Raw genomic sequence first — 25,370 nt, forward strand, 5'->3', positions numbered from 1 at the left:
GTGAGCACGGTCCGGGCGGTCGTGGTCGGTCATCTAGAGGTCCCTCAGCTCCTGGTCGGCGAGGTCGAGCAGCTCGTCGAGGCTGACCTCGTCGAGCGCGTCGTCGCCGCGCGCGTCGTCGACCGTGTCGCCCCCGTCGCCCTCCAGCGTCCGCAGCAGCGCGCGCAGCCGGGACCGCACGGCGTCGCGCAGCTCCAGGTCGGCGGCCAACTCGGCCGATGCGCCCTCCAGTTCGGCGAGCGTGCTGGTGCGCAGCGAGGACACGGTGACCCGGCCGGGGGTGAGACCGGCCATCAGGTGCGCCGCGAGCGCGGTGGGGGTCGGGTGGTCGAAGATCGTCGTGGCGGGCAACCGCAGCCCGGCCGCGGCGCTGAGGCGGTTGCGCAGCTCGACCGACATCAGTGAGTCGAAGCCGAGTTGCTGGAAGCCGCGGCCCGGGTCGACGCCCTCGGGCGCCGCGTGGCCGAGCACGTCGGCGGTGTGCCGCAGCACGGCGTCGAGCGCCGCCCGCTCCCGCTCGGCGGCGGGCAGCGCGGCGAGCGTCCGCATGAGCGGCTCGGCCGCCTCGTTCACCGGCCGCGCGGGTGCGGGGACCAGGGACCGCAGGACCGGCGGGAGTTCCGCCGCGCGGGCCCTCATCCCCGGCAGGTCGAGGCGTGCGGCGAGCGTGACCGGAGCCCCGCCCCGGGCGACGTCGAACAGGGTCAGGCCCTGCGCGGCGTCGAGCGGCAGCATGCCCGCCCGGGCCGCCCTGCGCGTGTCGACCTGGCCCGCCATGCCCTCGGCCCACGGGCCCCAGGCGATCGAGGTCGCGGTCAGGCCCTCGGCCCGCCTGAGCGCCGCGAGGGCGTCGAGGAAGGCGTTGGCGGCGGCGTAGTTGCCCTGGCCGGGCCCGCCGAGCAGGCCCGCGGCGGACGAGAACAGCACGAACGCGTCCAGGTCGCGGGTCAGTTCGTGCAGGTGCCAGGCGGCGTCGGCCTTGGGCCGCAGCACCGTGTCGAGTCGGTCCTGGGTGAGCGACTCCACCACGCCGTCGTCGAGCACGCCCGCGGCGTGCACCACGGCCGTCACGGGGTGCTCGGGGTCGACGCCCGTGAGCAGGGCGGCCAGGGCCGTCCGGTCGCCGACGTCGCACGCGGCGAACTCGGCGACCGCGCCCGACTCGGCCAGCTCCCGGGCCAGTTCCGGGTTCTGCCCGGACCGGCTGACCAGCAGCAGCCTGCGTACGCCGTGTTCCGTCACGAGGTGGCGGGCCACCAGCGCGCCCAGCGCACCGGTCGCGCCGGTCACCAGGACCGTGCCGCGCGCGCCCAGCGGCGCGGCCGGCTCGGTGGTGGCGGAGCGGACCAGGCGGGCCGCCCGCACGCCGCCGGCGCGGACCACGAGCTGGGGCTCCGCCGTCGCAAGGGCGGCGGGCAGGGCCGCGAGCGACGCCGGGGCGTCGTCGGTGTCGACGAGGACGATCCGGCCCGGGTGTTCGGACTGCGCCGCGCGGACCAGGCCCCAGGCGGCCGCTGCCGCCAGGTCGGGCCGTTCGCCGTCCTCGGCCGCCACGGCGCCGCGGGTGAGGACGACCAGGCGCGCGTCGGTGGCGCGGTCGCCCGTCACCCACGACCGCACCAGCTCCAGCGTGTCGCCGAGGACGTCCCGTACGGCCGACGGCACGTCCCCGGAGCTCTTCGCGGGCAGCGGGGCGACCACCACGGCCACGCCCTCGCCCACGGCGTCGAGGTCCTGACGCTCCTCGACGTCGGCCACCGGGCGCAGCGCGTCGGACAGACCGTGCTCCTCCCCGCCGAGCAGCGCCCAGCGGCCCGGGGTGGCGCCGGTGGCGGCGACGGGCACCCAGTCGAGGTCGAAGAGCGCGTCGGCCACGGCGGGCGCGGCGCGCAGGTCGTCCGGGCCGAGCGGCCGCAGGCGCAGCGACTCGACGCCGACCACCGGTCGGCCGTCGTGGTCCCACGCGTGCAGGGACACCTCTTCGGCGCCGACCGGTGCGAGCCGTACCCGCACCGAGCGGGCGCCCGTGGCGTGCACGGTGACGTCGGTCCAGGAGAACGGCACGCCCTGGGCGCGCAGTTCACCGGCGCCGATCGCGTGCAGCGCCGCGTCCAGGAGCGCCGGGTGCACGCCGAAGCCCGCGGGCTCGGCCACGGACGGCAGCTCGACCTCGGCGAAGACCTCGGCCGTCGCGTCCGTACCGCGCCGCCAGAGGGCGCGCAGGCCTCGGAAGACAGGACCGTAGCCGAACCCGGCCGTGGCCAGGTCGTCGTAGACGCCGTCGGTCGGCACCGGCTCTGCGCCCGCCGGCGGCCACTCCCCCGCGCCCGGGGCGGGCGCCGGGGCGCTCGCCGCGAGGACACCGGTCGCGTACCTGGTCCACTCCTGCGCGCCGTCGGCGCGACCGGACACCGTGACCGGCCGCTCGCCGTCGGCGGGAGCGCCGACCTGGACCTGCACGAGCACCGAGCCGTCCGCCGGCAGCACCAGCGGTGCGGCCAGGGTCAGTTCGCGCACCCGGGGCGAGCCGACGTGCCCGCCCGCCGCGACGGCGAGCTCGACGAAGGCGGTCCCGGGCAGCAGGACGCTGCCGAGCACGGCGTGGTCGGCCAGCCAGGGGTGGGTCGCCGCGCCGAGGCGGGCGGTGAGCGTCACGCCGTCGGGGGACTCCACGACGGCACCCAGCATCGGGTGGTCCGCGACGGCGAGCCCGGCGGCGGAGAGGTCGCCGACGCGCGGCGCGGACTCCAGCCAGTAGCGCGTGCGTCGGAAGGCGGTCGTGGGCAGTTCGACGCGCCGGGCGCCGAGGCCCGCGAAGAACGCCGCCCAGTCCACGTCGGCGCCCCGGTGGTGCAGGGTGCCGAGCGCGGTGACCGCGGCGGGCACCTCGGGACGTCCGGCGCGCAGCACGGGTACGGCGGCGGTGGTGCCGGGCAGCAGCTGGGCGGCCATCGCGGTGAGGACGGCGTCGGGGCCCAGCTCCACCACGGTGTCCACGCCCGCCGCGTCGAGGGCGCGCACGCCGTCGGCGAAGCGCACGGCGTCCCGCACGTGCCGCACCCAGTAGGCGGGGCCGGCGAACTCCTCACCGGCGACCTCACCGGTGACGGTGGACACCACGGGGATGCGCGGCTGCCGGAACCCGACGGAGGCGAGGACCTCCGCGAACTCCGCGAGCATCGGCTCCATCAGCGGCGAGTGGAACGCGTGGCTCACCTTCAGCCGCCGTGTCCTGCGCCCCCGTTCGGCCCAGAGCGCGGCAGTGGCGAGGACGGCGTCCTCGGCGCCGGAGACGACGACCGACGTCGGGCCGTTGACCGCGGCGACGACCGCCCCGGCCACCAGCTCGGCGGCGACCTCGGCCTCGGGTGCCTCGATCGCGGCCATCGCACCGCCGACGGGCAGCGCGGCCATCAGGCGGCCCCGCGCGGCGACGACGGTCACCGCGTCGCGCAGCGACCACACGCCCGCCAGGTGCGCGGCGGCCAGCTCGCCGACCGAGTGGCCGAGCAGGAAGTCGGGCGCCACGCCCCAGGAGCCGAGCAGCCGCGCGAGGGCGACCTCGAGGGCGAAGAGCGCGGGCTGCGCGTACGCGGTGTCGTCCAGCCCCTCGCCGGAGGCGACGACCTGCCGCAGGGGCCGGTCGAGCCGGGTGTCGAACTCCGCGCACACCTCGGCGTAGGCCTCGGCGAACACCGGGTACGCCGCCGCCAGTTCCTCGCCCGAGCCCGCGCGCTGGGCGCCCTGGCCGGTCAGCAGGAACGCCGTACGGCCCGTGCCCTGTTCGGTGGCCGGACCGCCCTGCGCCGCCAGGCCGGCGAGCAGCTCGGCGCGGGTGCTCGCCACGATCGTGGCGCCGCGTCCGAGGCGTCCGCGGCCGGTGGCGGCGGAGTAGGCGATGTCGAGCGGGGTGAGCGCCGGGTCGGCGGTCAGCGCGGCGGCGAGCCGGTCGGCCTGCAGGCGCAGCGCCTCGTCCGTCCGTGCCGACAGGGTCACGGGGACGACGACGGCGGTCCGCCCGTCGTCTCCCTGCGACGGAGCCTCCGTGGGCTCTTCGGCGGGCCGTGGCTGCGGCTCGCCCTGTTCGAGCACCACGTGGGCGTTGGTGCCGCTGAGGCCGAAGGACGACACCGCGGCGCGGCGGGGTCCTTCGCCCTCGGGCCACTCCCGGGCCTCGGTCAACAGCTCCACCGCGCCCGCCGACCAGTCCACGTGCGTCGACGGCTCGTCGACGTGCAGGGTCTTGGGCAGCACGCCGTGCCGCATGGCCTGGACCATCTTGATCACGCCGGCCACGCCCGCGGCGGCCTGGGTGTGCCCGAGGTTGGACTTCACCGAGCCGAGCCACAGCGGCCGGTCCCGCTCCTGGCCGTACGTGGCCAGCAGGGCCTCGGCCTCGATCGGGTCGCCCAGCGACGTGCCGGTGCCGTGGCCCTCGACGGCGTCCACGTCGGTCGGCCGCAGACCGGCCTCGGCGAGCGCGCTGCGGATGACCCGCTGCTGGGAGGGACCGTTGGGCGCGGTCAGGCCGTTGGACGCACCGTCCTGGTTCACCGCGGAGCCGCGTACGACGGCGAGGACGGGGTGGCCGTTGCGGCGCGCGTCGGAGAGCCGCTCGACGAGCAGCATGCCCGCGCCCTCGGCCCAGCCGGTGCCGTCGGCGCCGGTGGAGTAGGACTTGCAGCGGCCGTCGGCGGCGAGGCCGCGCTGCCGGGAGAAGTCGACGAACACGCCCGGGGTCGCCATCACGGTGACACCGCCAGCGAGCGCGAGGTCGCTCTCGCCCGAGCGCAGCGACTGGATGGCCCAGTGCAGCGCGACCAGCGAGGAGGAGCACGCCGTGTCGACCGTCACCGCGGGCCCTTCCAGGCCCAGGGTGTAGGCGACGCGGCCCGAGGCGACGCTGCCCGAGTTGCCGGTGCCGAGGTAGCCCTCGACGCCCGCCGGGAGCGTGCCCACCCCGGCCACGTAGTCGTGGTACATCACTCCCGCGTACACGCCGGTACGGCTGCCGCGCAGCGAGGCCGGGTCGATGCCGGCCCGCTCCACGGCCTCCCAGGAGGTCTCCAGGAGCAGCCGCTGCTGCGGGTCCATCGCCAGCGCCTCGCGCGGCGAGATGCCGAAGAAGCCGGCGTCGAACTCGCCCGCGTCGTGCAGGAAGCCGCCCTCGCGGGTGTGGCTGCTGCCCGGCCGGTCGGGGTCCTCGGCGAAGAGCGTCGCGAGGTCCCAGCCGCGGTCGGCGGGGAATCCGGACACGGCGTCGACGCCCGCGGCGACCGTGGCCCACAGCTCGTCGGGCGACGCGATGCCGCCGGGGTAGCGGCACGCCATGCCGACGATCGCGATCGGCTCGTCGGCCGGGGCGAGCGGTGCCGCGACCCGTTCGACGGGCGGCGTGGTGCCGAGGACGCGTTCCAGGAGGTGGGCCGCCAGGGCCGCCGGGGTCGGGTAGTCGAAGACGGCGGTGGTGCCGAGCCGCAGGCCGAGCGCGGCGCCGAGCCGGTTGCGCAGCTCCACGGCGGTCAGCGAGTCGAAGCCGAGGTCGAGGAACGCGCGGTCGGCGGCCACCGCCGTGGCGGACGCGTGGCCGAGGACCGCCGCCACGTGCTCGCGTACGAGGTCGACGGCGGCGCGCTCCCGCTCCACCTGGGACAGACCGGCGAACCGGTCGGCGCCCGCGCCGGTCCCCGCGCTCGCGGCCGCCCGGCGGGCGGGCTGCCCGACGAGGCCGCGCAGGAGCGGCGGGAGCGCGTCGCCGGCCGCCCGCAGCGCGGGGAGGTCCCAGAGCGCGGCCACGGACAGGGCGTCGCCGCCGTGGACGGCGGCGTCGAACAGGGCCGTACCGTCCTCGGCGCCGATCGGCCGCATGCCCGCGCGGCCGACGCGGCGCACATCGGCGTCGCCGAGGCCCGCGGTCATGCCGCCGCGCGCCTCCCACAGTCCGTACGCGAGGGCCACGCCGGGCAGGCCCTGGGCGCGGCGCCGGGCGGCGAGGGCGTCGAGGAAGGCGTTGGCTGCGGCGTAGTTGCCCTGGCCGGGGGCGCCGAGGACGCCGGCGGCCGAGGAGAACAGCACGAACGCGGTCAGGTCGAGGCCCGCCGTCAGCTCGTGCAGATTCCAGGCGGCGTCGACCTTGGGCCGGAGCACCGTCCGTACGCGCTCGGGGGTCAGCGACTCGACGGTCGCGTCGTCGAGGACGCCCGCCGCGTGCACCACACCGGTGAGCGGCGGCTCGATGCCGGCGAGCAGGTCGGCGAGCGCGTCCCTGTCGGCGGCGTCGCAGGCCACGACCCGGGCCGTGGCGCCGAGTTCGGCCAGTTCGGCCACGAGCTCGGCCGCGCCGGGGGCGTCCGGGCCACGACGGCCCGTCAGGACCAGGTGCCGTACGCCGTGCTCGACGGCGAGGTGGCGGGCGACGACGGCGCCGAGAGTGCCGGTGCCGCCCGTGACGAGCACGGTGCCGTCCTGGTCGAAGACCGCCGTGGGGGCGGACGCGGGCAGCGCGCGGGCCAGTCGGGGCGTCAGGACGGCCGCACCGCGTACGGCGAGTTGCGCCTCGCCCGTGCGGAGCGCGGTGGCCACGTCGGAGCGGTCGCCGTCCGGGGCCAGGTCCACGAGCGTGAACCGGTCGGGGTGCTCGGACTGGGCCGAGCGCACCAGGCCCCACACGGCGCCGGCCACCGGGTCGGGCGCCTCGTCGGCGCCCGCCGCGACGGCGCCGCGCGTGACGAACACCAGGCGTCCGGGGCGGTCCTCGTCGAGCCAGGCCCGGATCCGGGCCAGCGCGTCGACGACGGCCGCGTGCGTCTCGGCCACCACGTCACCGCCGGGCGTCCCGCCGGGGACGAGCAGCTCGGTGACGTCGTCGGCCGCCGCGGTTCCGGAGGTGACGATGTCGGTCGCGACCGGTGTCCACTCGATCCGGTGCGGTCGCGCGGTCCTACGGGTGGTGGGCTCGTCGGCCACGGGTCGCAGGCGGACGCCCTCGACCGTGATCACCGGCTGCCCGGTGGGGTCGGCGGCGGTCAGCGTGATGCCGCCGCCCTCGGCGGTGAGCCGCACGCGCAGGGCCCGCGCGCCGACGGCGTGCACCCGTGCGCCGGTCCAGGCGAACGGCAGCTGCCCGCGCCCCCAGTCGGCGACCAGGTCGCCGAATCCGAGCGCGTGCAGGGCGGCGTCGAGCAGCGCGGGGTGCACGCCGTACTCGTCGGTCGACCCGGTGTCGTCGGGCAGCGCGATGTCGGCGTACACGGCGCCGTCACGCCCCCATACGGCGCGCAGGCCGCGGAAGACGGGGCCGTAGCCGAAGCCCGCGGCGGCCAGGTCCTCGTACAGGTCGCCGATCGGGAGCGCTTCGGCGCCCGGGGGCGGCCACGCGGTCAGCGCCTCGGGGGCCGGGCCGCTGTCGGGGGCGAGGACGCCCGCCGCGTGCCGGGTCCAGGCGTGCTCGTCGTCCTCGGGCCGCGAGTAGACGCCGATCTGGCGGCGGCCGTCGGCCTCCAGGGCCTCCACCCGGACCTGCAGGCGCACCGCGCCCTGCGCGGGCAGCGGCAGCGGGGACTCGAGGCCGAGGTCGTCCACGCGGGGGCAGCCGATGTGGCGGCCGGCCGCGAGGGCGAGGTCGAGGAAGGCGGTGCCCGGCAGCAGCGCGGGACCGAGGATGGCGTGGTCGGCCAGCCAGGGGTGGGTGCGCAGCGACAGGCTGCCGGTGAAGACGACCCCGTCCGCGCCGGGCAGTTCGACGGCCGCGCCGAGCAGCGGGTGCCCGACGGTGGTCAGGCCCGCTCCCGCCAGACCGGCCGGGGTGGTCGCGGGCGGCGTGAGCCAGAACCGCGCGTGCTGGAAGGCGTACGTGGGCAGGTCGACGCGGCGGGCGTCCCGGCCCGCGAAGTACGCGGCCCGGTCGACCCGCGCGCCGCCGGCGTGCAGGGCGGCGAGGGCCGCCACGGCGGTCGCGGCACCGGGCCGCCCCGCCCGCTGGACGGGGACGGCCAGGACGTCGTCCAGGGTCTCGGCGGTCGGCGCGCTGAGCGCGGCGTCCGGGCCCAGTTCGAGGAACGTCGTGACGCCGGCGGCGCGCGCGGTCCGCACGGCGCCGGAGAACCGTACGGCCTGCCGGGCGTTGCGCAGCCAGTAGCCGGGCTCGGTGACGTCGTCGTCATCGGCCACGGTGGACACGATCGGGATCGTCGGCGCCTCGCTCCGTACCGAGGCCAGGACCTCGGCGAACTCGGCGAGCATCGGCTCCACCCGGTGCGAGTGGAAGGCATGACTCACCGTCAACTGCTTCGTCCTGCGGCCGAGTTCGGACCAGTGGGCCGCCACGGCCAGGACCGCGTCCTCGTCGCCGGAGACGACGACCGACGACGGCCCGTTGACCGCCGCGATCCCCGCGCCCTCGACGAGCGTCGGGACGATCTCCTCCTCCGTGGCCTCCACGGCCACCATCGCGCCGCCCTGGGGCAGCGCTCCCATGAGCCGACCCCGCGCGGCGACCACGGTCACCGCGTCACGCAGCGACCAGACACCAGCGACGTGCGCGGCGACCAGCTCGCCGATCGAGTGACCGATCAGCATGTCCGGGACCACGCCCCAGGATTCGACCAACCGGTAGAGGGCGACCTCGACCGCGAACAGCGCGGGCTGCGCGTACGCCGTGTCGTCCAGGCCCTCACCCGAGGCGATCACCTCACGGAGCGGACGGTCGAGAACCGTGTCGAACTCGGCGCACACGGCGTCGAACGCCTCCGCGAACACCGGGTACACGGCTGCCAGTTCCTCGCCCATGCCCGCGCGCTGCGCGCCCTGGCCGGTGAAGAGGAACGCCGTACGGCCTTCCCTGGCCACTGTCGGCACGGCCGCGTCGAGCGCGGCGAGCAGCTCGTCCGTCCGTACGCCGACGGCGGCGACGCGGTGCGCAAGGGCGGCCCGGCCCGTGGCCAGGCTGAGGCCGATGTCGGCGGGGTCGGCGTCCGGGTGCGCGGTGACGAACGCCCGCAGCCGCTCGACCTGGGCCCGCAGCGCCTCCTCCGTACGCCCGGACACCAGCCAGGGCACCGGTCCGGTCGGCCGCTCGGGCGCGGGGGCGGTGTCGGAGGGCGCCGTGGGGACGGCGGCCTCGACGGGGGCGTCGGCGTGGGCCGGGGCCTCTTCGATGATCACGTGCGCGTTCGTTCCACTGACGCCGAACGACGAGACGCCCGCCCGGCGCGGCGCGCCGGTCTCCGGCCACTCCCGACGCTCGGTCAGCAGCTCCACCGCGCCCGCCGACCAGTCGACGTGCGACGACGGCTCGTCCACGTGCAGCGTCTTGGGCAGTTCGCCCGCGTTCAGCGCGAGCACCATCTTGATCACACCGGCGACGCCGGCGGCGGCCTGGGTGTGGCCGATGTTGGACTTCACCGAACCGAGCCACAGCGGCTCGTCCCGGTCCTGACCGTAGGTCGCGAGCAGCGCCTGCGCCTCGATCGGGTCGCCGAGGGAGGTGCCCGTACCGTGCGCCTCGACGGCGTCCACGTCGGACGCTCGCAGCCCGGCGGCGTCCAGGGCGGCGCGGATGACCCGCTGCTGCGCGGGCCCGTTGGGCGCGGTGAGGCCGTTCGAGGCGCCGTCGGAGTTCACGGCGGAGCCGCGTACGACCGCGCGCACCGGGTGTCCGAGCCTGAGGGCGTCGGAGAGCCGCTCCACGAGCAGGACGCCCGCGCCCTCGCCCCAGCCGGTGCCGTCGGCCCCGGCGGCGAAGGCCTTGCAGCGCCCGTCGGCCGCGAGGCCGCTCTGCCGGGCGAACTCGGCGAACGCGCCCGGCGTCGCCATGACGGTCACGCCGCCCGCGAGCGCCATCGAGCACTCGCCCGAGCGCAGCGCCTGGATCGCCCAGTGCAGCGCCACGAGCGACGAGGAGCACGCGGTGTCCACGGTGACCGCGGGGCCCTGGAGGCCGAGCGCGTAGGCGACGCGGCCGGAGAGCACGCTGGCCGAGTTGCCGGTGCCGATGTGGCCCTCGTGCGCCTCGGTGACCCCGCCGAGCAGGGCCGCGTAGTCCTGCCCGTTGGTGCCGAGGAAGACGCCGACCGAGGTGCCGCGCGCCCCGTGCGGGTCGAGGCCCGCACGTTCGAAGGCCTCCCACGCCGTCTCGAGGGCGAGCCGCTGCTGCGGGTCCATGACGAGGGCCTCGCGCGGCGAGATGCCGAAGAAGTCGGCGTCGAACCCTGCCGCGTCGGTGAGGAAGCCGCCCTCGGCGTAGGCGTCGGCGGTCTCCCAGCCCCGGTCGGCGGGGATCGGGCCGACGGCGTCGACGCCGTCGGCGAGCAGCCGCCACAGGTCCTCCGGCGACTCGACGCCGCCGGGGAACCGGCAGGCCAGACCGACGATGGCGATCGGCTCGTCGAGGTCCGTGGCCGTGGCCGTGGACGCCACGGGCGGGGTCGGGCGCACCGGGTCGGCGGCGCCGCCCGCCAGGAGGGCGAGGACGTGCGCGGCCAGGGCGCGGGCGGTCGGGTGGTCGAAGACGGCGGTCGTGGCGAGCGAAGCGCCCGTCGCGGCCGTGAGCCGGTTGCGCAACTGGACGGCGGCGAGCGAGTCGAAGCCGAGGTCGCGGAAGGCCGCGTCGGGGTCGACGTCGGCGCCGCCGGCGTGGCCGAGGACGGCGGTGACGTGCGCGCGGACCAGGTCGAGCGCGGCCCGCTCGCGGTCGGGGCCGAGGAGCTCGGCGGCCGGCTCGACCGGCGCGGGCGCGGCCAGTTCGGCCAGCAGGGGCGCGGCCGCGAAGCGGTCCCAGTCGGCGTCGGCCACGACGAGGTGCGCGTCGTCGCCGCCCACGGCGAGGTCGAGCGCGACGAGGGCGCGGTCGGGGTCGAGCGGGGTCAGGCCCGCGCGGCGCATCCGTCCGGCGGCCGCCGCGTCGAGCATTCCGCCGCCCGCCCACGGGCCCCATGCCACGGCGGTGCCGGGCAGGCCGAGGGCGCGGCGGTGGGCCGCGAGCGCGTCGAGGACGGCGTTCGCGGCGGCGTAGGCGCCCTGGCCCAGGTTGCCGAGGGTGCCCGCGAGCGAGGAGAACAGCACGAACGCGTCGAGGTCGAGACCGGCGGTCGCCGTGTGGAGCGCGAGCGCCGCGTCCGCCTTGGCGCGCAGCACGCCGGCGACGCGGTCGGGGGTGAGGGAGTCCAGCGGCGCGTCGTCCAGGACGCCGGCGGCGTGGACGACGGCGGTCAGCGGTTCGTCCTCGGGCAACCGGGCCAGCAGGGCGGCCAGATCGGCCGGGTCGCCGACGTCGCAGGCGGCGAGGGTCACCCGGGCGCCCGCGGCCTCGACGGCGCGGACCAGTTCGTCCGCGCCCTCGGCGGCGGGGCCGCGCCTGCTGACGAGCAGCAGGTGGGCGGCGCCGCGCTCGGCGAGGCCCCGGGCGACGTGGCCACCCAGCGCGCCGGTGCCACCGGTGACCAGGACGGTGCCCCGGGGCCGCCACTCGTGGCGGGGGCTGTCGGCGGCGTGGACGAGCCGGGCGGTGAAGGTGCCGCTCGCGCGGACCGCGCACTCGTTCTCGGTCCCCGCGAGGACGGTGGCGAGGCGGCGTCGGGCGCGCTCGTCGAGGGCGCCCGGCAGGTCGACCAGGCCGCCCCAGCGGTCCGGGGCCTCCAGGCGGACCACCCGGCCGAGCCCCCACACGCCCGCGGCGGCGACGGCGGCGTCCGGGATCCCGTCCCAGGAACCCACGGAGACGGAGCCCGAGGTGGCGCACCACAGCGGCGCGCCCACCCCGGCGTCTCCCAGGGCCTGGACGAGGGTGAGGGTGGCCCGTACCGGGTCGGCGGAGAGGCCGAGCAGGGAGAGCACACCCGCGATCTCGGACGTGTCCGGCACACCGGCGACATCGGACGTGTCCGGCGCACCGGCGACGTCGGACGCGTCCGGCACACCGGCGGCATCGGGTGTGTTCAGCAGAGCCGCGACGGTCGCGCGGTCGGCGCCTTCGGGCAGTGCGACGTACGTGACGTCGGCGCCGTGCTCGCGCAGCGCGGCCGCGCAGTCGGCGGCGAGCGGCAGGTCGCCCTCCGGGACGACGAGCAGCCAGCGGCCGGTCGGCGTCGCGGTGGACCGGTCGGCCGACGGCGTCCACCGGACCCGGTGGCGCCAGCCGTCGACGGTCGCGGCGGTACGGTCCCGGTCGCGCCAGGACGACAGGGCGGGCAGCAGCGCGTCGAGGCCCGCGTCGGCGGAGACGCCGAGCAGGTCGGCGACGTCGCCGCGCTCGACGGCGGCCCAGAACGTGTCGTCCGCGAGGGCGGTCTGCGGCGCCGGGACGTCGAGCCAGTAGCGGGTGCGCTCGAAGGCGGTGGTCGGCGGGTCGACCCATCGGCCGCCCTTGTCCGCGAAGAACGCGGACCAGTCGACCGGGACGCCCTCGGCGTGCAGGCGGGCCAGCGCGGCGACGGCCGTACGCTCGCCGGGCCTGCCGTCGCGCTGGGCGGCGACGGCCACGGCATCCGCGCCGGCCGAGTCGGCGACCAGGCCGGACAGCACGGCGTCGGGGCCGAGTTCGAGGAACAGGGTGGTGCCCGCCTCGGCGGCGGTCCGCACGGCGTCGGAGAACCGTACGGCCTCGCGGACGTTGCGCAGCCAGTGGCCGGGCTCGGTGAGGTCACCCCCACCGGGCACCGTCGACAGGACCGGGATGCTCGGCGCGGCGAAGCCCACCGACTCCAGGACCTGTGCGAACTCCGCGAGCATCGGCTCCATGCGATGCGAGTGGAAGGCGTGACTCACCGTCAGTCGGCGTGTCCTGCGGCCCTGTTCGGACCAGTGGGCGGCGATCGCGAGGACCGCGTCCTCGTCGCCGGAGACGACGACGGCCGACGGCCCGTTGACCGCCGCGATCCCGGCGCCCTCGACAAGCGTCGGAACGATCTCCTCCGCGGAGGCCTCCACGGCCATCATCGCGCCGCCCTCGGGCAGCGCGCCCATGAGCCGGCCCCGCGCGGCGACCACGGTCACCGCGTCACGCAGCGACCAGACACCGGCGACGTACGCGGCCGCCAACTCGCCGACGGAGTGGCCGATCAGGAAGTCCGGACGTACGCCCCAGGACTCGAAGAGGCGGTAGAGGGCGACCTCGACCGCGAACAGCGCGGACTGCGCGTACTCCGTGTCGTCCAGACCCTCGCCCGAGGCGATCACCTCACGCAGCGGACGGTCGAGGACCGCGTCGAACTCGGCGCACACCGCGTCGTAGGCCTCGGCGAACACCGGATGCGCGGCCGCCAACTCCTCGCCCATGCCGATCCGCTGGCCGCCCTGCCCCGTGAACAGGAGCGTGGTGACCGCGTCCGCGCGGGCCCGCGCGGACTCGACGTGCGCGGCGGGCCGGTCGGCAGCCAGGGCGGCCAGGCCGTCGGCGAGCTCGTCCCGGTCGGCGCCGACGACGACGGCGCGGTGCGGGAGCGCGGCCCTGCCGGTGGCCAGCGAGAAGCCGGTGCCCAGGACGTCGGTGTCGTCGCGGACCCAGTCCAGGATCCGCGCGGCCTGGGCCCGCAGCCCGGTCTCGGTGCGGGCCGAGAGCACCCACGGCACGGCGCCCGGTGCCCGCGCGGGCTCCGGGCCCTCGGGGGCGTCCGGTGCGGCCTCCAGGACGACGTGCGCGTTGGTTCCGCTGACGCCGAACGACGAGACGCCCGCTCGGCGCGGCGCGCCGGTCTCCGGCCACTCCCGTGCGTCGGTCAGCAGCTCGACCGCGCCCGCCGACCAGTCGACGTGCGACGACGGCTCGTCCACGTGCAGCGTCTTGGGCAGCACGCCGTGCCGCATCGCCTCGACGGCCTTGATCACGCCCGCCATGCCGGCGGCGGCCTGGGTGTGCCCCAGGTTCGACTTGACCGAGCCCAGCCACAGCGGCCGGTCCTGGTCCCTGTCCTGCCCGTAGGTGGCGATGATCGCCTGGGCCTCGATCGGGTCGCCCAGCGTCGTACCCGTTCCGTGGCCCTCGATCAGGTCCACGTCGGCGGCGTCAAGTCCGGCGTCGGCGAGCGCGCTGCGGATGACCCGCTGCTGCGAAGGACCGTTCGGTGCCGTGAGGCCGTTGGACGCGCCGTCCTGGTTGACGGCGGAGCCGCGGACGACGGCGAGGACGCGGTGGCCGTTGCGGCGCGCGTCGGAGAGCCGCTCCACGAGCAGCATGCCGACGCCCTCGGACCAGCTCGCGCCGTCGGCGGCGCCCGCGAAGGACTTGCAGCGGCCGTCGGGGGCGAGGCCGCGCTGACGGGAGAACTCGACGAAGGTGCCAGGGGTGGCCATCACCGCGACACCGCCCGCGAGCGCGAGGTCGCACTCGCCGGAGCGCAGCGCACGGGTCGCCCAGTGCAGGGCGACCAGGGAGGACGAGCAGGCTGTGTCGACGGTGACCGCCGGGCCCTCGAGACCGAGGGTGTAGGCGATGCGGCCGGACGCGACACTGCCGGAGTTGCCCATGCCGAGGTAGCCCTCGAGGCCCTCGGGCGTCGTGCCGAGGCGCGCCGCGTAGTCGTGGTACATCATTCCGGCGAAGACGCCCGTCCGGCTGCCGTGCAGCGCGGTGGGGTCGATGCCCGCCCGCTCCACGGCCTCCCACGCCGTCTCCAGGAGGAGCCGCTGCTGCGGGTCCATCGCGAGGGCCTCGCGCGGCGAGATGCCGAAGAACCCGGCGTCGAACTCGCCCGCGTCGGCGAGGAAGCCGCCCTCGCGGGTGTAGCTCGTGCCTTCGTGGTCCGGGTCGGCGTGGTAGAGCGCGTCGAGGTCCCAGCCCCGGTCGGCGGGGAAGGCGGAGATGACGTCGCGGCCATCGGCGACGACGCGCCACAGGTCCTCCGGCGACGCCACGCCGCCGGGGAACCGGCACGCCATGCCGACGATGGCGATCGGCTCGTCCAGCCGCGCGAGGGTGCTCGGGGCCGTGGGCCCGTCGGCCGAGGCGGCGCCGAGCAGCTCGGCGAGGATGTGCCGGGCGAGCGCGGCCGGCGTCGGGTGGTCGAAGACGGTCGTGGCGGGCAGCCGCAGGCCGGTGGCCGTGCCGAGCCGGTTGCGCAGCTCCACGGCGGTCAGCGAGTCGAAGCCGAACTCGAGGAACGGCCGGTCGGCGGCGACGGCGTCGGCCGAGCCGTGCCCGAGTACGGCGGCGGCCTGACCGCGCACCAGGTCCAGTACGGTCCGGGTGCGTTCGGCGGTCGGCTGGGCAGCGAGGCGGGCGCGCAGCCCGCCCGGGTCCCCGTCGCGGGCGACCCGGCGGCGCGGCGCGCCCGCCAGGCCTCGGAGCGCGGCGGGCAGACGGGTCCCCTGGTCGCGCAGGGCGGCCGGGTCGAGCCGGGCGGCGACGGTCAGGCCGCCGCCCGCGACGGCCGTGTCGAAGAGGGCCAGGCCTCGGTCGGCGGGCAGCGGCAGGACGCCGCCGCGCGCCATGCGCGAGGTGTCGGCGCGGCCCGTCATGGCGCTGGCCGGGGCCCACAGGCCCCAGGCGATCGAGACGCCGGGCAGGCCGAGGGTCCTGCGGTGCTCGGCGAGCGCGTCGAGGTAGGCGTTGGCGGCGGCGTAGTTGCCCTGGCCGGGGCCTCCGAGGACGCCCGCGAGGGACGAGAAGAGCACGAAGGAGCGGAGACCGAGCTCCGCCGTCAGCTCGTGCAGGTGCCAGGCGGCGTCGACCTTGGGCCGGAGCACCGCGTCCACCCGCTCGGGGGTGAGGGACTCCACGGTCGCGTCGTCCAGGACGCCCGCCGCGTGGACGACACCGGTGACCGGGTGCGCGGCGAGCACCTGGGCGAGCGCGTCGCGGTCGGCGGCGTCGCAGGCGGCGAAGGAGACCCGGGCGCCGAGCGCGGTCAGTTCGGCCACCAGGTCGGCGGCGCCGGGCGCCTCCGCGCCCCGCCTGCCGACCAGGACGAGGCCGCCCACGCCGTGCGCGGTCACCAGGTGCCGGGCGACGAGGCCGCCGAGCGTGCCGCCCGCGCCGGTGACGAGGACGGTGTCGTCCGGTCCGAAGGGGACGGAACCGGTGTCGTCGGAGGCCGTGGTGCGAGCCAGGCGCGGGACGAACACCTCGCCCGCGCGCACGGCGACCCGCGGCTCCTCCGCCAGGGCCGCCGCGGTCTCCACGGCCCCCGAGGAGTCGGCGTGCTCGTCGATCTCGACATGGCCGAACCGGCCGGGGTGCTCGGCCTGGGCCGCACGCAGCAGACCGCCGACGGCGGCACCGGCCAGGTCCGTGGCGCGGGTGACGACGACGAGGCGCTCGGCCCTGTCGTCGGCGATCCAGCGCTGGACCTCGGCGAGCACCTCACGCACGGCGCGGCGGACGTCGCCGGGTTCGCCGGACCTGTCGGCCTCGTCGAGACGCAGCAGTACGAAGTCGGCATCGGCGTCGGCGGGCGCTTCGGGCGCTCCCGGCGCCTCGGACGCTCCGGACGCTTCGAGCGCTTCCGGCGTGGACACCGGGAGCCAGTCGAGGTGCAGAAGGGGGTCGCCCGCCGTGCGGGCCGCGGCGACCTGCGCGGCGGTGACGGCACGCAGCCGCAGCGCCTCGACGCCCGCGACGGGCGCGCCGGTGCCGTCGGCGAGGTCGACCGACACGGCGTCACCGCCGAGGGCGGCCAGCCGGACCCGCACCGCGCGGGCACCGACGGCGTACACGCGCAGACCCTGCCACGCGAAGGGCAGCCCGCCCGTGCCGACCAGACCGCCGAGGCCGATGGGGTGCAGGGCCGCGTCGAGCAGGGCGGGGTGCAGCAGGAAGCCCGCCGGGTCCTCCGCCTCCAACTCGACCTCGGCGAACACCTCGGCGCGCTGTCCTGTCCCCCGCCGCCACGCGGCGCGCACGCCCCGGAAGACGGGGCCGTAGTCGAGACCGCGGTCGGCCAGGTCGGCGTAGAGCTCCGACACGTCCACCGGCTCGGCGCCGGCGGGCGGCCACTCGGTCAGCGGCGTACCGGTGTCGGTGCCCGTCGGCGCGAGGACGCCGGTGGCGTGCCGCGTCCACGGGCCGTCGTCGCCGGCGAGGCGGGTGTGGACGCCGACGGCACGGCGGCCGTCGGGCTCGGCGGGGCCCACCCGGACCTGGAGCTGGACGGTGCCGTGCTCGGGCAGCGCCAGCGGCTCGCCGATCACCAGCTCGTCGAGGACTCCGCAGCCGAGCCGGTCGCCCGCGGCGAGCACGATCTCGGCCACCGCGGCGCCGGGCAGCAGCACGGCGCCGAGGACGACGTGGTCGGCCGACCATGCGGGCGTGCCCGGGGCCAGACGCCCGGTCAGGACGAGTCCGCCGTCCTCCGCGAGGTCGACGGCCGCGCCGAGCAAGGGGTGCCCCGCGGCGGCCAGACCGGCGCTCGCGAGGTCACCGAGGGCGGGTCCGGTCGGCGCGAGCCAGAAGCGTTCGCGCTGGAAGGCGTACGTCGGCAACTCGACCGCCCGCGCGCCCGTACCGGCGTAGAAGGCGGCCCAGTCGACCCGTACACCGCCGACATGGGCCTCGGCCAGGTGGCCGAGGAGAGTGGCCACGCCGCCCTGGTCGCGCCTGAGCGAGCCCACGACCACGGCCGTGGCGTCGGCCGCGTCGACCGTCTCCTGCGTGCCGACGGTCAGCACCGGGTGCGGGCTGACCTCGACGAAGCCCCGGTAGCCCTGGGCGAGAAGACCGGCCACCGCGTCGGCGTACCGCACCGGCTCCCGCAGGTTCCGGAACCAGTACTCGGCGTCCAGCGCCGTGCCCCCGATCCAGTCCCCCGTCAGCGTGGAGAACAGCGGAACGGTTCCGGCGGTGGGGACGACGTCGGCGAGGTCGGCGAGCAGCCGCTCACGCAGTACGTCGACGTGTGCCGAGTGGGACGCGTAGTCCACCGGGATCCGTCGCGTCCGCACACCCTCGGCCGCGCAGGCGGCCGTCAGCTCGTCCAACGCGTCCGGATCACCCGACACCACCGTCGCGGCGGGCCCGTTGAGCGCGGCGACCGAGACACGACCGGCCCACGGCACGATCCGCTCCGCCACGGCGTCGGCCGAAAGGGCGACCGACAACATGCCGCCCTGACCGGCCAGCACCTCACCGATGACCTGGGAGCGGAGGGCGACCACACGGGCCGCGTCGGACAGCGACAGAGCGCCTGCCACGCACGCGGCGGCGATCTCACCCTGCGAGTGCCCCACCACGGCCGACGGCACCACACCGTGCGCCCGCCACACCTCGGCCAGCGACACCATCACGGCCCACAACACCGGCTGCACGACATCGACCCGGTCCAGGCCGGGGGCGCCCTCGGCCTCCCTCAACACGTCGAGCAGCGACCAGTCGACGAACGGGGACAGCGCGGCGGCGCACTCCGCCATCCGGGCGGCGAACACCGGGGAGGAATCGAGGAGTTCCGCCCCCATACCCACCCACTGCGAACCCTGACCAGGGAAGACGAACGCCACCCGGCCATCGCCGCCCGCGACACCCCGCACCACACCAGGCGCCTCAACACCCGATGCCAGCGCGGAAAGACCGGCCAACAGCTCGGCCCGGCCCCCACCGAGCACCACACCACGATGCCCCAGCACCGAACGCGTCGTACCCAGCGCCAACGCCACATCGCGCGGATCGGCATCGAGCGCCGAGCCGTGCGCGGCAAGACGCTCCGCCTGCGCACGCAGACCCTCCGCCGAATCGGCCGACAGGATCCAGGGAAGGACCGGCAGATCCCTCTCCGCGGGCCGGGCCTCAGGTTCGGCCGCGAGCGGGGGCTCTTCGAGAACGACGTGCGCGTTCGTGCCGCTCACACCGAACGAGGACACACCCGCCCGACGCGGAGCTCCCGTCGCGGGCCACTCCCGCGCCTCCGTCAACAACTCGACCGCGCCCGCAGACCAATCCACGTGCGGCGACGGCTCGTCCACATGCAGCGTCCGAGGCAGCACACCATGCCGCATCGCCTGCACCATCTTGATCACACCCGCCACACCCGCAGCAGCCTGCGCATGGCCGATGTTCGACTTCACCGAGCCGAGCAGCAACGGCCGCTCCCGGTCCTGACCGTAGGTCGCGAGCAGTGCCTGCGCCTCGATCGGGTCACCCAGCGTCGTGCCGGTGCCGTGGGCCTCCACCGCGTCCACGTCCGAGGACGCGAGACCCGCGTCCGCCAGCGCGCGGCCGATGACCCGCTGCTGCGAGGGGCCGTTCGGGGCGGTCAGGCCGTTGGAGGCGCCGTCCTGGTTGACGGCGCTGCCTCGCACGAGGGCGAGGACGGGGTGGCCGTTGCGGCGGGCGTCCGACAGCCGCTCGACGAGGAGCACGCCCGCGCCCTCGGCCCAGCCGACGCCGTCGGCCGATGCCGCGAACGACTTGCACCGGCCGTCCGGGGAGAGGCCGCGCTGCCGCGAGAACTCCACGAAGGTGCCGGGGGTGGCCATCACCGTGACGCCGCCCGCGAGCGCCATCGAGCACTCGCCCGAGCGCAGCGCCTGGATCGCCCAGTGCAGCGCGACCAGGGACGAGGAGCACGCCGTGTCGACCGTGACCGCCGGGCCTTCGAGGCCCATGGTGTAGGCGACGCGGCCGGACAGCACGCTGCCCGCGGTGCCGAGGCCGAGGTAGCCCTCGACGCCCTCGGGCAGCGTGCCCGCGCCGCTGCCGTAGTCGTGGTACATCAGGCCGGCGAAGACGCCCGTGGCGCTGCCGCGCAGGGTCGCGGGGTCCAGGCCCGCGCGCTCGATCGCCTCCCAGGAGGTCTCCAGGAGCAGGCGCTGCTGCGGGTCCATCGCCAGGGCCTCGCGCGGCGAGATGCCGAAGAAGGACGCGTCGAACTCGGCGGCGTCGAGCAGGAAGCCGCCCTCGCGGGTGTAGCTGGTGCCCGCGCGGGACTGGTCGGGGTCGTAGACGCCGCCGAGGTCCCAGCCGCGGTCCTCGGGGAAGCCGGTGACGGCATCGGTGCCGTCGAGGACGAGCCGCCAGAGGTCTTCGGGGGACGCGACGCCGCCGGGGTAGCGGCAGGCCATGCCGACGATCGCGATGGGCTCGTCGACCGGTGCGCCGGCCGTCACGACCTGCGGTGCCCCTCGGCCCGTACCGAGCGTCTCGGCCAGCAGGTGGTCCGCCAGGGCGGTGGGGGTGGGGTGGTCGAAGGTGACGGTCGCCGCGAGCCGCAGGCCCGTCGCGGCGCCGAGCCGGTTGCGCAGCTCGACGGCGGTCAGCGAGTCGAAGCCCAGCTGCAGGAACGCCCGGTCGACGGCGATCGCGTCGGAGCCGGCATGGCCGAGGACGGCGGCCGCGTTCTCGCGGACGAGTTCCACCGCCGCGCGGCGCCGGTCGGCCTCGGGGAGCGCGGCGAGCCGGTCGGCGAAGTCGCCGGTCCGTGCGGCCGCCGCGGTACGGCGGTCGGGGGCGGGGACGAGGCCCCGCAGGACGGCCGGCAACAGCCCGTGCTGCGCGCGCAGTACGGGAAGGTCCAGGCGCGCGGCGACGGTCAGCGAGGCGGGGGCGGCGCAGGCCGCGTCGAACAGGGCGAGGCCGTCGGCGGGCGGCAGCGGGGCGACGCCGCCCCGGGCGAGGCGGGCCGTGTCGACGCGGTCGAGGCCGCCGGCCATGCCGTCGGACCACGGGCCCCAGGCGATCGAGGTGCCGGGCAGGCCGAGGGCGCGCCGGTGGGCGGCGAGGGCGTCGAGGAAGGCGTTGGCGGCGGCGTAGTTGCCCTGGCCCGGGCTGCCGACGGTGGCGGCGAGGGAGGAGAAGAGGACGAACGCGCGCAGGTCGAGGTCGGCGGTCAGCTCGTGCAGGTGCCAGGCGGCGTCGGCCTTCGGGCGGAGCACGGTGTCGAGCCGCTCGGGGGTCAGGGACTCCACTGTGGCGTCGTCGAGCAGGCCCGCCGCGTGGACGACGGCGGTCAGCGGGCGTTCGGCCGGGACGGTCGCGAGGGCGCCCGCGAGCGCTTCGCGGTCCGTCACGTCGCAGGCGACGACGTCGGCGGTGGCGCCGAGCGCGGCGAGCTCGGCCACGAGCTCGGCGGCGCCCGGAGCGTCCGCGCCGCGCCTGCCGAGCAGCAGGAGCCCGCGTACGCCGTGGTGTTCGACCAGGTGCCGGGCGACGAGGCGGCCCAGCGCACCGGTTCCGCCGGTGACGAGCACGGTGCCGTCGAAGCCGACGGTGCCGTCCTCCGGTGCGGCGGCCCTGGCGAGCCGGGGAACGCGCAGGGCTCCGCCCCGTACGGCGAGTTGGGGTTCGCCGGTGGCGAGCGCGCCGGGGAGGGCGGTGGCGGCCTCGGGGGTGTCCAGGTCGATCAGGACGACCCGGCCGGGGTGTTCGGACTGGACGCTGCGGAGCAGGCCCCACACGGCGGCGCCGGCCAGGTCGGGCACGGTGTCGCCGTGGTCGGCGGTGACCGATCCGTGCGTCACCACGACGAGCGGGACGTCCGTACGGTCCTCGGCAAGCCAGGTGCGGACGAGCGCGAGGGCCTCGTGCGTCGCGGCCCGCACCTCCTCGGGAACGGACCCGGCCGCGGACCCGGCCGTGGCCTTGGCCGTGGGCTTGGAGACGGTGACCACGACGGCGTCCGTGCCGGTCGTGTCGAGGGTGGCGAGGGTCTCGCGGAGGTCGAGGGTGTCGACGGAGGCGAGGTCCGCGCCGGTGACCTCGGCTCCCGCGTCGGTCAGCGCGGCCGCGATGCCGTCCGCGTCGGCGCCGAGGACGGTCCAGCGGGCGGCGGTCGACTGCCCGGCAGGGCGCGGCTCCCACTGCACGCGGTGCAGGGCGTCGGCGCCCGTGCTGCCGCCGACCTCGACGGCGGGGCGCAGCCTGAGGTCGGCCACGGTGGCGACCGGCCTGCCCTCGGCGTCGGCCATGGTGACGGCGACGGCGTCCGGTCCTGTCGGCGTCAGCCGCACGCGCAGGGACCGCGCGCCGACGGCATGCAGCCGTACGCCGGTCCAGGTGAAGGGCAGCCCGCCGCGCTCCACCACACCGCCGAGGCCGAGGGCGTGCAGGGCGGCGTCGAACAGGGCCGGGTGCAGGCCGAATCCGGCCTCGTCGGTGCCTTCGGGCAGGTCGACCTCGGCGAGCATCGCGCCGTCGTGGCGCCAGGCGGCGCGCACGCCCCGGAAGGCGGGGCCGTAGCCGAAGCCGGCGGCCGCGAGGTCGTCGTAGAGCGCGTCGACGGCGACCGGCTCCGCGCCGGCGGGCGGCCACGTCGCGAGGACGGCGGCGGGCTCGGGGTCGGCGGGGGCGAGCGTGCCGGTCGCGTGGCGGGTCCAGCCGGTGCCGTCGCCGGGGGCGTCGTCGGGCCGGGAGTGGATCGTGACCGCGCGCAGGCCGTCACGGTCGGGGGAGTCGACGCGGACCCGCAGACGGACGGTGCCGGAGCCGTGGAGGGCCAGCGGGGCGGTCAGGACGAGTTCGGTGACCGTGCCGCAGCCGATCCGGTCGCCCGCGGCGGCGGCGAGTTCGGCGAACGCGGTGCCGGGCACCAGGGGCGTGCCGAGGACGGCGTGATCGGCCAGCCACGGGTGGGTACGCAGGGAGAACGTACCGGTGAACACCACGGCGCCCGGGGCGTCCGGCCGGTCGGAGTCGGCGGAGTCGTCGGCGGGCAGCTCCACGGCGGCCCGCAGCAGCGGGTGGCCGGCGGCGGCGAGACCGGCGGTGCCGAGGTCGTCGGCGGGCTCGGCGGCCAGCCAGTAGCGCTCGTGCTGGAAGGCGTACGTCGGCAGGTCCACGGGGAGCGTGCCGGGGCCGAAGAAGGCGGCCCAGTCCACGCGTCCGCCGTGGGCGTGCACGCGGGCGAGCGCGGTGACCAGGTTCTCGGCCTCGGGCCGTTCGGCGCGGGCGGCGGCCACGGCGAGGACCTCGGGCCGGTCGGAGTCCTCCGGCAGGGCGTCGGCGACCAGCGCGCTGAGCACCGCGTCGGGGCCGACCTCGACGAAGGTGTCCGCGCCGGTGTCGGCCGACGCGCGGACGCCGTCGGCGAAGCGGACCGTGTCGCGGACGTTGCGCACCCAGTACTCGGGGTCGCACAGCTCCTCGCCCACCGGTGCTCCGGTCACGGCGGAGACGAACGGCACCCGGGGCGGGGTGAACGCCACCGCTCCCAGGACCTGCCGGAAGCGGTCGAGGACCGGCTCCATCCGGTGCGAGTGGAACGCGTGGCTGACCCGCAGCCGCCGCGTCTTGCGGCCGAGCGCGGCGAACCGTTCGGCGGCGACGAGCACGGCGTCCTCGTCGCCCGAGAGCACGACCGACGTGGGACCGTTCACGGCGGCGAGGGCCACCGCCGGGCCGAGGTCGCCCGCGACCTCGGCCTCGCTCGCCTGGACGGCGACCATCGCGCCGCCCGTGGGCAGCGCCTGCATGAGCCTGCCGCGCGCGGCGACCACGACGACGGCGTGCCGCAGCGACAGCACGCCCGCGACGTGGGCGGCGGCCAGCTCACCGACGGAGTGGCCGAGGACGAGGTCGGGACGCAGGCCCCAGGAGTCGAGGAGCGCGGACAGGGCGACCTCGAAGGCGAACACGGCCGCCTGCGCGTGGACGGTCCGGTCGAGGTCGTCGCCGCCCTCGGCCACGACCTCGCGCAGCGGCCGGGGAAGTACGGTGTCGAACTCGGCGCACACCTCGGCCCAGGCGGCGGCGAACGCCGGGTACGCGGCGGCCAGTTCCTCGCCCATGCCCACACGCTGGGAACCCTGGCCGGTGAAGAGCATCGCGACGGTACGGTCGGGCCGCGCCTCGCCCGCGACGGCGGCGGGCGCTCCGGCCGCGAGCGCGGCGAGACCGGCGACCAGGCGCTCGCGGTCGGCGCCGACGACGGCCGCGCGGAAGGGCAGCGCGGCCCGCTCGGTGGCCAACGCCGAGGCGACGTCGAGGAGTTCGGCGTCGTCGGGCAGACCGGCCGCCAGCCGCTCGGCCTGCGCGCGGAGCGCGGCCGGGGTATGACCGGACAGCAGCCACGGCACACTCGGGTGCGCGAGCCGCCCGGACTCGGGAGCATCCTCGGGCACGCCGGTGGTCTCCGGGGCCTGTTCCAGGACCACGTGGGCGTTGGTGCCGCTCACGCCGAACGCGGAGACCGCCGAGCGGCGCGGCGCGCCGGTCACAGGCCAGTCGCGGCCCTCGGTCAGCAGCTCGACCGCCCCCGCCGACCAGTCGACCTGCGGTGTCGGCCCCGTGACGTGCAGGGTCTTGGGCGCGACGCCGCGCCGCATCGCCTCGACCATCTTGATGACACCCGCGACGCCCGCCGCGGCCTGCGTGTGCCCGAGGTTGGACTTGACCGAGCCGAGCAGCAGCGGCCGCTCCCGGTCCCGCTCCTGCCCGTAGGTCGCCAGGAGCGCCTGGGCCTCGATCGGGTCGCCGAGCCGGGTGCCGGTGCCGTGTCCCTCCACGACGTCGACGTCGGAGGGCGAGAGCCGGGCGTCGGCGAGCGCCTGCCGGATGACCCGCTGCTGCGAGGGGCCGTTGGGCGCGGTCAGGCCGCTGCTCGCGCCGTCGGAGTTCACGGCGGAGCCGCGGACGACGGCGAGGACGCGGTGGCCGTTGCGGCGCGCGTCGGAGAGCCGCTCCAGGAGCAGGACGCCGACGCCCTCGCCCCAGCCGGTGCCGTCCGCGTCGGCCGAGTACGCCTTGCAGCGGCCGTCGGCGGCGAGGCCGCGCTGGCGGGAGAACTCGACGAACACGCCGGGCGTGGCCATGACGGTCACGCCGGCCGCCAGGGCCATCGTGCACTCGCCCGCCCGCAGCGACCGCACCGCCCAGTGCAGGGCCACCAGGGACGAGGAGCAGGCGGTGTCGACCGTAACGGCCGGGCCCTCCAGGCCCAGGGCGTAGGCGACGCGGCCGGAGACGACGGCGGTCGCGGCGCCGGTCACGAGGTAGCCCTCGGCGTCCTCGGGGGCGCGGGCGCCGAGGCCGTACCCCTGGCCCCAGGTGCCGGCGAACACGCCGGTGCGGCTGCCGCGCTGGCTGTGCGGGTCGATGCCCGCCCGCTCGTACGCCTCCCACGAGGTCTCCAGGAGCAGCCGCTGCTGGGGGTCCATCGCGTGCGCCTCGCGCGGCGAGATGCCGAAGAAGGCCGGGTCGAAGTCGGCCGCTCCGGTGAGGAATCCGCCCCGGTCCGTGTAGCTGCGGCCGGACCGCTCGGGGTCGGGGTCGTGCACGTCGAGGTCCCAGCCCCGGTCCTCGGGGAAGCCCGACACCAGGTCCGTACCCGCCTCGACCGCGGCCCACAGCTGCTCGGGGGAGCTTATGCCGCCGGGGAAGCGGCAGGCGGTGCCGACGATCGCGATCGGCTCGGCCGCCGCCTCCACGAGCGTGCGGTTGCGCTGCCGCAGCCGCTCGGCCTCACGCAGGGATCCGCGCAGTGCAGAGACGAGTTCCTCGTTGTTGGTGCTCATTG

General features: G+C 76.9%; 1 protein-coding gene. It reads right to left on the bottom strand.

Annotated features, from left to right (window positions below; all coding sequences use genetic code 11):
• Positions 1 to 33: 33 nt before the first annotated feature.
• Entirely contained in the window at positions 34 to 25,368 is a 25,335-nt protein-coding gene (locus ACGFYP_RS30450; protein WP_393500335.1) for a type I polyketide synthase, read from the bottom strand.
• Between the last annotated feature and the right edge of the window lie 2 nt (positions 25,369 to 25,370).

Source organism: Streptomyces sp. NPDC048370, assembly GCF_043200825.1.
GTDB lineage: Bacteria > Actinomycetota > Actinomycetes > Streptomycetales > Streptomycetaceae > Streptomyces.